Annotated in this window: 7 protein-coding genes; 1 reads left to right on the forward strand and 6 read right to left on the reverse strand. The window is 63.5% G+C overall.

Features of this window, described 5'->3' with window-relative positions; all coding sequences use genetic code 11:
• Positions 1-3: 3 nt before the first annotated feature.
• Entirely contained in the window at positions 4-3,285 is a 3,282-nt protein-coding gene (locus tag IPQ13_13190; GenBank protein MBL0211844.1) for a PD40 domain-containing protein, read from the forward strand.
• 926 nt (positions 3,286-4,211) lie between these two features.
• Here IPQ13_13190 and IPQ13_13195 read toward each other — a convergent pair.
• The 6 genes from IPQ13_13195 to IPQ13_13220 form a co-directional block, all read right to left on the reverse strand.
• Positions 4,212-5,630, reverse strand: coding sequence for an aminotransferase class V-fold PLP-dependent enzyme (locus IPQ13_13195; GenBank protein MBL0211845.1), 1,419 nt, complete (start codon positions 5,628-5,630; stop codon positions 4,212-4,214).
• Between the two features lie 201 nt (positions 5,631-5,831).
• On the reverse strand, positions 5,832-7,058 hold the full coding sequence (locus tag IPQ13_13200) for a GNAT family N-acetyltransferase (GenBank protein ID MBL0211846.1): 1,227 nt from the start codon (positions 7,056-7,058) through the stop codon (positions 5,832-5,834).
• 189 nt (positions 7,059-7,247) lie between these two features.
• The gene (locus IPQ13_13205) at positions 7,248-8,600 is read right to left on the reverse strand and encodes a M56 family metallopeptidase (GenBank protein ID MBL0211847.1); all 1,353 of its coding nucleotides are present in this window, start codon (positions 8,598-8,600) and stop codon (positions 7,248-7,250) included.
• Positions 8,597-9,052 (reverse strand): BlaI/MecI/CopY family transcriptional regulator, encoded by a 456-nt coding sequence (locus IPQ13_13210; protein ID MBL0211848.1) that lies wholly within the window; start codon positions 9,050-9,052, stop codon positions 8,597-8,599. Before IPQ13_13210 ends, IPQ13_13205 begins: the two co-directional genes overlap by 4 nt.
• Positions 9,053-9,515: 463 nt before the next feature.
• Complete coding sequence (locus IPQ13_13215) at positions 9,516-10,808, reverse strand: ABC transporter permease (GenBank protein MBL0211849.1); 1,293 nt, start codon at positions 10,806-10,808, stop codon at positions 9,516-9,518.
• Between the two features lie 18 nt (positions 10,809-10,826).
• Positions 10,827-12,053: an ABC transporter permease gene (locus IPQ13_13220; GenBank protein ID MBL0211850.1), complete on the reverse strand. Its 1,227-nt coding sequence runs from the start codon at positions 12,051-12,053 to the stop codon at positions 10,827-10,829.
• Positions 12,054-12,057: the final 4 nt, after the last annotated feature.

The following is a 12,057-nucleotide window of genomic DNA, read 5'->3' on the forward strand; positions in this document are numbered from 1 at the left end:
GTCATGAACCGCAAACTTTGCACGCTCTCCCTGCTCGCCTTTTCCTTGGCCGCCTCGCCGCTGGCGGCGCAGACCAAGCTCCTGCGCTTCCCGGCCATCCACGGCGACAAGGTGGCTTTCACGTATGGAGGCGACCTCTGGTCCGCGCCGGCCACGGGCGGCACGGCCACCCGGCTCACGGCGCATCCGGGGCTGGAACTCTTCGCGCACTACAGTCCCGACGGCAGGTGGATCGCCTTCACGGGCCAGTACGACGGGGACGAGCAGGTCTATGTGATGCCCAGCGAAGGCGGCGTGCCGCGCCAGCTCACCTTCTATCCGGCCGCGGGCCCGCTGGCGCCGCGCCATGGCTATGACCACCAGGTGATGGGCTGGACGCCCGACGGCAAGTCCGTGGTGTTCCGCTCCACCCAGGACGCGGATGGCGTCCGCAGCCGCGGCGCGCTCTACACCGTGGACATGGGCGGCGGGCCGTCGAAAATGCTGCCCATGCCCAGCAGCGGGGCCGGAGATTTCGCGCCGGACGGCAAGCGCCTGGTCTACTCGCCGCTCTTCCGGGACTTCCGCCACTGGAAGCGCTACCAGGGCGGCTGGGCCCAGGATCTCTTCGTCTTCGACCTGGCCACGAAGCAGCAGAAAAAGGTCGCCTATTCCAAGCGCACGGAGCGCGACCCCATGTGGATCGGCGACAAGGTCTATTTCGCCTCGGACCGCGATGGGACCTTGAATCTCTTCAGCGTGGACCCGGGCACGGACCAGGTATCGCAGCTCACCTTCGAGAAGACCTGGGATGTGCGGTGGCCTGCCACGGACCACCAGGGCCGCATCGTCTACGAGCTGAACGGCGAACTCCATGTCATGGATCTGCGGACCCATTCCGATAGCGCCATCTCCATCCGCGTCCCCACCGACGGCGGGGCGTCCCGCCCCTCGCGCATTTCCGTGGACAAGAACATCGAGTCCTTCGGCCTTTCTCCCAAAGGCGAGCGGGCCCTCTTCGTGGCCCGGGGCGATGTGCTCACGGCCCCCATCGAGAAGGGGCCCGTGCGCAACCTCACCAACAGTTCCCGCGCCCACGACAAGTTCGCGGCCTGGTCCCCGGACGGCAAGAAGATCGCATTCGTCTCCGACATGAGTGGAGAAGAGCAGATCTATGTCTTGGACCAGGACGGCAGCTCCAAACCCGAAGCCCTGACCTCCTCGCTCCAGGCGGCCATCACCGGTCCCCCGCGCTGGAGTCCCGATGGCAAGCGCCTGGCCTTTTCCGACAAGGACGGCAAGGTCTACGTGCTCTCCGTGGCCGACAAGAAGCTCGCGCAGGTGGCGGACGACGAGTACGACGGCGTGGGGGACTATGCCTGGTCCCCGGACAGCCAATTCCTGGCGTTCTCGCTGGGGAACGCCAACCGCTTCAATTCCATCCATGTCTGGAGCCTCGCCGAGGGCAAGCTCCACCGGGTGGGCGGCGACCTGTTCAACGCCACCGAGCCCGTATGGGATCCCGAAGGCAAATACCTCTACTTCTTGTCGGAGCGGGATTTCGCGCCCCAGATCTCCGATCTGGAATGGAATTTCGCCGGCAACCGGCGCACCGGTATCTTCGCCCTGGCCCTGCGGAAGGACGTGGCCGATCCCTTCCCGCCCGAGAGCGATGAGGTGGGCGCCGACAAGAAGGACGATAAAAAAGAGGACAAGAAGGACGAGAAGAAAGACGAGCCCAAGAAGCCCGTGGAACCCATGCGCATCGACTGGGAAGGGCTCGATCAGCGGGTGGCCCGGGTGCCCGTCCCGGCGGACAACCTGAACAGCCTGGAAGCGGTGAAGGGAAACCTGGTCTACACCAAGGCCGGTGCCTTCTTCTACGGCCGGGACAGCTACGCCAAGCCGAGCCTCTGGATCTTCGACCTGAAAAAGCGCAAGGAGAGCGAACTGGCGGCGGACATCCAGGGCTTCGCGCTGTCCCAGGACGGCCTGAAGGCTTTAGTCCGCCAGCAGTCCGGGTTCATCGAAGTTGACGTGAAGTCCGATGCCAAGGACAAGAAAACCGTGTCCACCAAGGAACTTTATGCGGACCGCGTGCCCCAGGCGGAGTGGGCCGAGGTCTACGACGAAGTCTGGCGGCGCTACCGTGATTTCTTTTATGTGCATAATATGCACGGATATGACTGGAAGGCGCTCAAGGAGCAGTACCGCCCCTGGCTCCAGCACGTCACCCACCGCTCGGATCTCACCTACCTGCTCACGGAGCTGATCTCCGAACTCAGCATCGGCCACACCTATGTGGAAGGCGGCGATTTCCTGCTGCCGGAACGGGCGAAGGTCGGGCTGCCTGGGGCGCGCCTGGAATTCGACGAGGCCGCCGGACGCTACCGCATCGCCAAGATCTATGCCGGCCAGAACGCGGAGGCGAAATACCGGTCCCCGCTCACGGAAGTCGGTGTGGACGCGCGGGAAGGGGACTACCTGCTGGCCATCGACGGCGTGGAGTTGAAAGCCAACGAGGATCCCTACAAGCTCCTCCGCAACAAGACTTTTTCGGTGGCCCTCACCGTGAACAGCAAGCCCGCCTTCGAAGGCGCGCGGAAGATCGCGTACAAGCCCGTGGAGAGCGAGGCCTCGTTGCGCTACCTGGAATTCGTGCAGGACGCCAAAGCCAAGGTGGAGCGCATGAGCGGCGGCAAGGTGGGCTACCTGCACATTCCCGACATGGGCGCGCCGGGCATCTACGAATTCATCAAGTGGTTCTATCCGCAGATCCGGAAGGAAGGCCTGGTGGTGGATGTGCGCGCCAACGGGGGCGGGAACGTCTCGCAAATGATCATCGAGCGCCTGGGCCGCAAATTGCTGGGCACGCGCTTCGGCTACCGGTCGGACCATCCCGCGACCTACCCCAACGAGGTGTTCTTCGGCCATCAGGTGGCGCTCACCAGCGAGACCAGCGCCTCCGACGGCGACATCTTCCCCTACCGCTTCCGCTTCGCGGGCATCGGCCCCCTCATCGGCAAGCGCACCTGGGGCGGCGTCGTGGGCATCTCGAACACAGGCCCCCTGGTCGACGGGGGCACGGTGTTCGTGCCCCAGCAGGGCACCAACGCCCCCACCGGCGAATGGATCATCGAAGGCGAGGGCGTCAGTCCCGACATCGAGGTGGAGGATGAGCCCGCCCTGGCCCTGCAGGGCCGCGATCCCCAACTGGAACGCGGGGTCCAGGAAGTCCTGAAGAAGATCAAGGAAGAGCCCAAGATCCTGCCCACGCGGCCCAAGGACCCGGTGAAGACGAAGTAGTCGAAAGGATGAGATGGCGGGGCCATGGGGCGCGGCGCGCTTCCCAGGCCCCGCCACCTAGGTGTCATACCAAGTTGCGTTCATTCATATTTGAAACAAATTCACCGCCAAGACAAGATTTTCCGGATTATCCCCCAACTTCAGCCGAGGAAGCGTGCCCGCGAAGGGCCGCGAAGTCGCTGCGCTCTGGCGAAGGGCCGCGAAAAGCGAATTCAACGCGGTATCGCTTCGCGAGGCGCGTAGCGCCTGTGGGCCGAAGGCCCGCAAATTCAGGCGGCCCGGCGACGGGCTCGCACCAAGGTGTGATCCGCGCCGGGCCGCCTGACGTCCATCCGCGAGGCTCGTCCATGATGAACCTCCTGGTCGCCTAAGCGCTGGTGTGGCAAAAGAGATCCTGATTACGAAGCAAGTTCAGCTACCTATTTTTCACGATTAAAAACTCATCCACAGATTCCCAAGTGTCGTCGGCCCGGAAGGAGCAATCTTCCCCCTCCAGCTGTCAGGCGCAGTGCGCCTTCCTGCTTACTTCGTTCGCAGAGCTGGAGCCTCTCTGCTCCGCATGGGCCAACCGGTTTTCAGGGCGGCGGCGGCCTCGCGCCTTTGGTGCGGAAACGCCGCCGCCCTGAAAACCCGCACGACGAAGTCGCGCGGCCCCGGCCGGGCCGGGGCGGCCCATGCTCCCTACCAAGAGCGAACTTCTTTTCTCCACTTTTCGTGTCATTCAATCTGTGTAATCGGTGGAATCTGTGGATTCATGGCCCTTTTCACCTGGTTGGTGTCAAGCGATTTCAGGCTGAGATTTGTGGGTAATCAGGAAAGAGATTTCGCGGCCCTTCCTTCACCCCTTTTCGGCATCAGCATAGTTAATACGCGGGACATGGCGACTATTCGCGGCCCTTCGCGGGATGCTTTTTCCAGCTAAGGCATCACACTCTGTCCGCCACATCCTGGAGCTGCGCCCAAAGAGCTTCCACGTCATGCCGCTCGGTGCCCTCGGCGCCGATGCTGACGCGGATCATCTTCTTGCCCTTCAGGACCGAGGGGGTGAGATAGGCGCGGCCGCCCTGGTTGATGGCGTCGGCGATGGCCATGTTGTGGGCCCGGATCAATGCTTCGTCCTTCATGCCCTTGGGCACGTGGCGGATGCACAGGGTCTGCAGGGGCACCGGGGCCAATCGCTCCCAGTCCGGGGCTTCATCCACCCGATCCTTCAGCCACCCCGCGTTGGCGATGTCCCGGCGGAGCCTGGCCTGCAAGCCTTCCACGCCCTGGTCCCTCAGGACGAACCAGAGCTTGAGCGAGCGGAAGCGGCGGCCCAGCGGGATGCCCCAGTCGCGGAAATTCTTCACTTCGTCATCCTGCGCGGTGCGGAGATAGCTGGGATTGGTGCCCATGACGCGGATCAGGTGCTGGGGATCCTTTGCATAATATGCAGACAAGTCGAAGCCCGTGCCCAGCCACTTGTGGGGGTTCAGCACGATGGAATCGGCGGCTTCGACGCCCTCCCACATCCAGCGGCACTCCGGCAGGATCATGGCGCTGCCCGCCATGGCTGCGTCCACATGGAGCCAAAGCCGGTACTTTTGCGCGATGTCCGCGAGCTGCCGCAGGGGGTCCACAGCGGTGGTGGCGGTGGTGCCGACGCAGGCCACGAGCGCGCAGGGCCGCTTGCCCATGGCGACGTCCTCCTGGATGGCCTTGAGCAGGGAATCCACCCGCAGAGCGTGGTCCTTGTCCGTTTCGATGAGGCGGAGATTGGCTTTTCCGAACCCCGCCAACAACGAGGCCTTCTCGATGGAGCTGTGGCTCTGGTCCGAGGCGTAGACCACCAGCTTCGACGCGCCGCCCTGCAAGCCATTGCGGACCTGGCCGAAATTGCTGGTCTTCTCCCGGGCGCAGATCAGCGCGCAGAGCGTGGCGGTGCTGGCGGTGTCGTGGATGACGCCGGTGAAGGCCTCGCTGAGGCCAAGCATCTGGCGCAGCCAATCCATGACGACCTCTTCGACTTCCGTGGCGGCGGGGCTGGTCTGCCAGCTCATGCCCTGCACGCCGAGGCCCGAGGCCACGATGTCCGCCAGGATCGAGGCGTAGCTTGTGTTGCTGGGGAAGTACGCGAAGAAGCCTGGATGGTTCCAGTGGGTGATGCCCGGCAGGACCGTGGCATCCAGATCCTGCAGAATGCCGCCCAGGCCCTCTCCGCGCAGCGGCGGCGATTTGGGCAGTTTGGCGCGGATCTCGCCAGGCTGGGCGGGGCTCATCACCGGAAACAAAGGCAGGCTGGCGCGATAGTCCGCCACCCAGTCAATGAATCGATGGCCCAGGCTCCGGAATTCGTCGTTGTTCATGGTTTCCCATTATCTATCGAAATAAAAGGAACCGCGAAAAACGCGAAAGTACGCGAAAAAACCTTGGTGCGGCAGTTGCCAAATGTTTATCAAGGAAATGTCCGCGCCCTGATAACCAGGGACAAGGATTTCGCACGATCCAAACCCGGAAACATTCGCGCATCATTTCGCGTGAATTCGCGCCTTTCGCGGTTCTTGTTTTTATTTGAACGGATTCCGCTCGGGCGCCGTATCGGGTTCGGGCATGAAATTCAAGAAACCCCTCACCACCGCATTCATGGCGGGGATGCGGTGGCGCACATAGCAGCGCAGGGGGACGGGCTGGGCGCCGAGCTGGGCCTTGGGCTGCAGGGCGGTGCGGCCCAGGGAGAGCCACCGGGCCTTCATCCCGATGGCATCTTCGATGGTGCATTGCAACAGGCGGAGGTAGATGGGGGTCCCCTGTGCCGCGGCCTCCTTGTCGAAGCCGATGTAGTAGCCTACAGCGCCATCCTGATCCTTCAGCGTCGTGATGAAACCCACCGGCTCGCCGCCGAGGCCGCGGGCGATGCGGGTGCGGAATCCAGCGCCGAAGGTTTCCGCCAGGGCCGGGATGAAGTCCGGATTCAACGAGATGAGCCGCAATTTCTGCTGGTCGTGGACCTGGTGGTAGAGCCCGTGGATGAGGTCCCGGTGGGCCTTCACGCCCTCCGCATCAAGGACTTCCAGGGTGCAACCGGCCTCGCTGAAATCCTTCATCACCTTCTTGGCGGCATTGCGGTAGCCGCTGCGCAGATCCTTCAGATAGTCCTCGAAAGAACCCCATTTGGGGTCCACATGGAACACCATGTTGGGTTCCGTTTCCAAGGGGCGGTAATTGAATCGCGAGAGCGGGCCTGCGCTGGCAGCCACCTCGCCGTCCAGGTCCTTGATCATGACCAGGCCGGTATCTCCGAAGAGCTTGTCCGCGCGGCGGATGCGGTAGAGGGCTTCGGCAACCGCGGGCCAGACCTCCGAAGGGTCGGCCTCCTTCGCGGAGGCCACGCCGTGGAAGCCCCAGGACAGCAGGTTTCCGCAGACGAGGATGCGCTCCTTCACCCTCGCCAGGGAGGCCCGGGCGGCTTTCTGGATATCCGGCCGCGGCACCGCGTCGCCCCGCACTTCGACCGCCTGGGCCACCACCGCCGCCAGCGGTTTTCCGTCCTTGTAGATCAGCGCGTAGTGCATGCGGAGGTTGGCCGGGGCGTTGGCTTCCAGCACCTCCAGGTATTTGCGGCTGAAATAGACGGATTCATCCGCCGTCAGGCGATCCCAGTGGTCTGGCCTCAGCATGGCCACGCTGTCGAAGAGCGCGAACTGGAAGCCTGACGGGCGGTGGCGTTCTTGATGGTTTGAAACAGATTCCTTCACGCGGCGCACGGTCTTCTTCACCCGGTCGAGCACAGGCATGGAGGCTCCGAAAACTCCCAGTGTAGGGCCTGTGGATGATGCGGTGAATCCCGGCGGGCGATGCGTCAAGGTCCAGGGCCTCGAGGATTGCGGATGGGGCGGAACCGCTTTCCTGCATCAAGGGATTCCGCCCCGCGCCCCACCGGACATCCGGAGTTTTTTGACGATGACCCGGCCGGTCGATCGGCCTCACTGAAGGCGGAAGACGATGCTCAATTTGAAACGGGCCTTCGCGGCCTGGCCATCCACCTTGACGGGCTTGAATCGCCATTCCTTCGCATACTCGGCCGCGCTCGATCGCAATGCCTCGGGGCCTTCCACGGCCTCTGCCGATTCCGGAATGCCATCCTTGCCGATGAGGAGGGAGACCACCACCTTGCCCTGGATGCCCTGTTTCTTGGCTTCGGCGGGGTACGCCAGCGTCTCGGGGCGGTGGAGGATCTTGACTTGGGCGAACTCCATGTTGGCGATGCCATCCTTGTCGATTTTGGGTTTGGAGGCAGCGCTAGGCGCTTTGCGCGGAGCTTTGGCGGTTTTGCTGGATTCCTGTTGGACGGCGAAGGTGGCGGCGCCGAGGAAGGTGGCCCCCACGAGCAGCAGGGCCAAGCCGCGGAGAGACGGCAGAGGCACATCCTGGGGGCGCATGAGACGGAAGATTCGGTGCATAAGAGGTCCTTTGGCGGCTGCGAGAGCCGGTTCTGGTTCGGGATAGGGGGTCTGCCGGAGGCGCTCGAGGGCGGAAAGCCCTTCGGCCAGGATCATGGGATCGCCGCAAAGGGTGGCCGCTACGTCATCGCAGCAGTGCTCCCGCAATTCCCGGATCTGGCGGGAGAGCCACCAGGCGGCAGGGTGGAAGAAAAGGAAGGACTCCGCCAAGGTCTGGAGGAGGTTGATCAAATAGTCCCCGCGATGGATGTGCGCCAGCTCATGGGCCAGCACAGCCTCCAGGGCTTCGGGGGAAAGATGCAGCAGGGCGGAACTCGGCACCAGGATGATGGGCCTCAACCATCCGATCACCAGGGGCGTTTCAGCCCGCAGGCTCGTCAAAATGCGGACGGTGCGGGAGAGCTTCAGTGATTGGGCCAGACGCCCGCACGTGGTGGCCAGAGCCTCGGGGGCCGGACTCGCCTGGGCCAAATAGGTCCGCTCGAGCCACAGCATGCCGCCACCGAAGCGGAGGAGCATGGCCGCAGCCCCCGCGCACCAGGCCAGAGCGAGCCAGGGGGCGGATGTCCGGACGGCATTCAGGAATGCCACCCCACCGCCCCTAATAGTCAAGGACGGAAGGATCGCACCGCCATCCACGAGCGCGCCCTGGACGGTTTGATGGACGCCCCATAGCCAGCCGAAGGTTGCCATGGGCAGGATCGCCATGGCGAGGAAGCAGAGGCAAGCCCAGAGGTAGCGGCTCTGCGCGCTGCGATGGCGGAGGCAGAAGAGGCCCACCCACGCCACCAGGCCCACGAGGGCCAATTCCCAAAAAGCGTGGAAGACCGCGAGGCCCAGGCGCTGAAGCATGAGATTCGAGAGCAATCCGCTCATGACCGCTCCTTCTTCAAACGCTTCAGGAAAGCCTGGATTTCGTCCAGTTCACGCTCATCGGCTTTCGTCGACGAGATCGCGCGCATCACGAGCGATGCGGCGCTTCCATCGAAAGCCTTGTCCATCAGTTCCTTCAAGAGGAAGGACTGGGTGCGTTCTTCCTCCTGGGCGGCCTGGTAGATATGGGTCCGCGCGGACTCATCCCTCACCACCAGGCCTTTCACCGCCATGATCTGCATGAGCTTCATGACGGTGGTGTAACCCATGTCCCGGTCCTTCGAAAGTTCGGTGAGCACGTCCCGGACTGTGGAGGGGCCACGCTTCCAGAGCACCCGCAGGATGGCGAGCTCACCATCGGACGGACGGATCGGAGCGTTGGACACTAGGGTCTCCTGAGGAATCTGGGACCATATTACGAACCCATTCGCAGATGTCAACGAACCGCTTCGCATTTTTACTTCGCCATGGCAAATGACCCTTTTAGGGTCATCGGGTCATCGCCGTGTCACGGCGTTTCAATACCCAGACGCATTCAAAGGATTAAAAACAACCACAGATTCACACAGATTCACTGGTGGCCAGTGCCGTCAACTTTAGAACCCTCCCCCTTTCCGATCCACATGGGCCCAGCGGTTTTCAGGGCGGCGGCGCTTCCACACCAGTGGCCTGAGGCCGCCGCCGCCCTGAAAACCCGCGCGACGAAGCCGCGCGGCCCCGGCCAAGCCGTGACGGCCCATGCTCCATGCCACGCGCGATCACCAGAGACGCCCCAAGAGCTTTTTAAATCTGTGGAATCTGCGGAATCTGTGGTTCCCAATTTTTTCAACGCAATTCGGTATCAGAACCTGAAATCGGATTCGCGTTCATTCGCGTAATTTCGCGGTTCCAATTTTTTTTGAACTGACCGCGCCCGCCCTACTCGTACCGTAGCGCTTCGATGGGATTCTGCCGGGCGGCCTTCACGGCGGGCCAGAGGCCGAAGACCAGGCCAACGGCGGTGCTGACGCCGAAGCCCAGCAGGACACTCCAGAACGGCGCGGCGGCGGGGAAGTCGAAGATCACCTTCACCAGCATGGGAATGCCCAGGCCAACCACGATTCCGATGGCGCCGCCGATGCCGGTGAGGCTCACGGCCTCCACCAGGAACTGCATGGCGATGTCATTGCGGGTGGCGCCCAGGGCCTTCCGCACACCGATCTCGCGGGTGCGCTCGGTGACGGTCACCAGCATGATGTTCATCACGCCGACGCCGCCCACCAGCAGGGCGATGCTGGCGATGAGGATCATGGCGCCCGCGATGCCCGACGTGATCTGGTTGAAGCTCTTCAACTGGGCTTCGCTGGTGAAGATGGCGAAATCGTTGGGCTCGCTCGCTTTCAGGCCGCGGCGGGCGCGGAGGATGGCCACCTCCTGGTCGGTCATCTCCTGGATCTTGGTCGGGTCCTTGGGCACCGTGGCGATGTGGATGGTGTCCCCATGTCCGTTCTTCACCTGGGGCCACATGGAATCGAAGGTGCTGATGGGCATCAGCAGGATATTGTCCGCATCGCCGCCGAAGAGGCTCCCTTTCTTCTCCAGCAGGCCCACCACGCGGAAGGGGACGCCATTGATGAAGACTTCGCGGTTGATGGGGTCCTTCTTCTGGAATAGCGTTTCAGCGGTTTCAGGGCCGATGACGCAGGTCCGGCTGGCGTGGATCAGGTCGGCGTCCACCAGGAACCGCCCGTCCTGGACGAAGGAGTTGTTGCCAGGCGCATAGTCGGGATTGGTGCCGCAGATGGTGGGTCCGTTGGCCTCCTTGCCCGATGCGTTCTTCACGGAGGCGGTCGCGATGCCGGGACCGAAAAGGTACCGCTCCTGGCTCACGGCCATGGCGAGGGTGCCCAGCCGTTTCAGGGCCTCCGCATCTTCGATGGTGAGATCCCTGCGTTTGCGCTGCTCCTCGGGGACCGGCCCGCCGCCGCCGAAGCGCGGCTCGTATTTCTGGAACTGGACGAGCGTGGTTCCGAAGGAAGAAAAACTCTCGGTCACCGCGTTGTTGAAGCCCACCACGAAGCTCACCATGGAGATGACCGTCGCCACTCCCGCCACGATTCCCAGCAGCGTCAGGAAGCTGCGCAGCTTCTGGGAAACCATGGACCGGAACGCGAACTTCACGTTCTCCGGGCCGATGGAGCGAAGGGTTTTGGGTTTTATCCGCGAGGCCATGGTGTCTGCTGTCTCCGTTCACTCAGCTCGAAGCGCGTCGATGACGGGCAGGTTGGAGGCCCGGTAGGCCGGGAGGAAGCCCGCAGCGATGCCCACCAGGGTCGAGAGTGTCACGCCCATCAGGACGATGCCCGCGGTGATTTCGGCGGGGAAGCCCGTGGCCAGCTTGACGAGCATGGCCGCGGCGGCCCCGAGCAGCACGCCGATGACGCCGCCGAAGGCCGAAAGCAGCGCGGCTTCCAGCAGGAACTGGCGGCGGATGTCGCGCTTCCGGGCGCCCATCGCCAGCCGGACGCCGATTTCCTGGGTGCGCTCCACCACGCTCACCAGCATGATGTTCATGATCACGATGCCGCCGACGCCCAGCGACACGCTGCTCACGAGCATCAGCAGGATGAACGCCACGCGGCTGATGGCTTTCCAGAGCTCCTGCAGGTTTTCCTGGGTCAGGATGCCGAAAGGATCCGGCGAGTTGTAGCTGGTGTGGCGCATGGCCCTGAAGGTGGCCCGCACCTCGTCGATGGATTCGTCGATGCCCGCGACGCCGCCCTGGGCCTTGATGTGCATCTCCAGGCTGTCCCGGGGTTTCATGTAGTTCTTCCGGTAGACCTGGATCGGTATGTAGATGCGCTGGTCCTGGTTGAAGCCGATGCTGCGGCCCTGCCGGGGCATGTGCCCGATGACCTGGAAGGGAAGGCCCTTGATCAGGATCGTGTGGCCGATGGGGTCCACGCCGGGAAACAGCTCGTCCCGGGTGTCGGCGCCGATGACGGCCACGTACTGGGCGGCGGTGTTCTCCGCTTCCGAGAAATAGCCGCCGGCCTCGTAGTCCAGGTTGAACAGGCGGCCGAAATTCGGCGTCGTCCCGATCACGCGGATGTCCGGCAGGCGCTTGTCGCCGCGGTTCACGGCCATGGCGCTGCCCGAGGCCGCGCTCACCTCGGCGGCGTGGCGGAGGGTCCCGCCGCTGATGCGCTCGTACTCCTGCCAGGTGATGGGCGGGCGCTTGATGGCCTGGATGAATTCCTCCCGGCTGCGGATGATGCCGAACTTCGTCACGATGTAGACATCCGGCGAAAGGACGATGATCTTGTCCTTCACGTAGGTGTTCAGCCCCGTGATGATCCCCACCACGGCCACGATGGTGCTGACGCCGATGATGATGCCCAGCAGCGTGAGGAAGCTGCGCAGCTTGTGGGCGCGGATGGCGCGGAGCGCCACGCGGATCAGTTCACGGGGGTTCATGCGG

Source organism: Holophagaceae bacterium (genome assembly GCA_016720465.1).
In the GTDB taxonomy this organism is placed as follows: Bacteria; Acidobacteriota; Holophagae; order Holophagales; family Holophagaceae; genus JANXPB01.

Excerpts from the sequence above, each read along its gene's own strand:
- IPQ13_13200 (MBL0211846.1), bottom strand. The coding sequence starts at position 7,058 with ATGCCTGTGCTCGACCGGGTGAAGAAGACCGTGCGCCGCGTGAAGGAA.
- IPQ13_13210 (MBL0211848.1), bottom strand. The coding sequence starts at position 9,052 with ATGCGAAGCGGTTCGTTGACATCTGCGAATGGGTTCGTAATATGGTCC.
- IPQ13_13215 (MBL0211849.1), bottom strand. The coding sequence starts at position 10,808 with ATGGCCTCGCGGATAAAACCCAAAACCCTTCGCTCCATCGGCCCGGAG.
- IPQ13_13220 (MBL0211850.1), bottom strand. The coding sequence starts at position 12,053 with ATGAACCCCCGTGAACTGATCCGCGTGGCGCTCCGCGCCATCCGCGCC.
- IPQ13_13195 (MBL0211845.1), bottom strand. The coding sequence starts at position 5,630 with ATGAACAACGACGAATTCCGGAGCCTGGGCCATCGATTCATTGACTGG.
- IPQ13_13205 (MBL0211847.1), bottom strand. The coding sequence starts at position 8,600 with ATGAGCGGATTGCTCTCGAATCTCATGCTTCAGCGCCTGGGCCTCGCG.
- IPQ13_13190 (MBL0211844.1), top strand. The coding sequence starts at position 4 with ATGAACCGCAAACTTTGCACGCTCTCCCTGCTCGCCTTTTCCTTGGCC.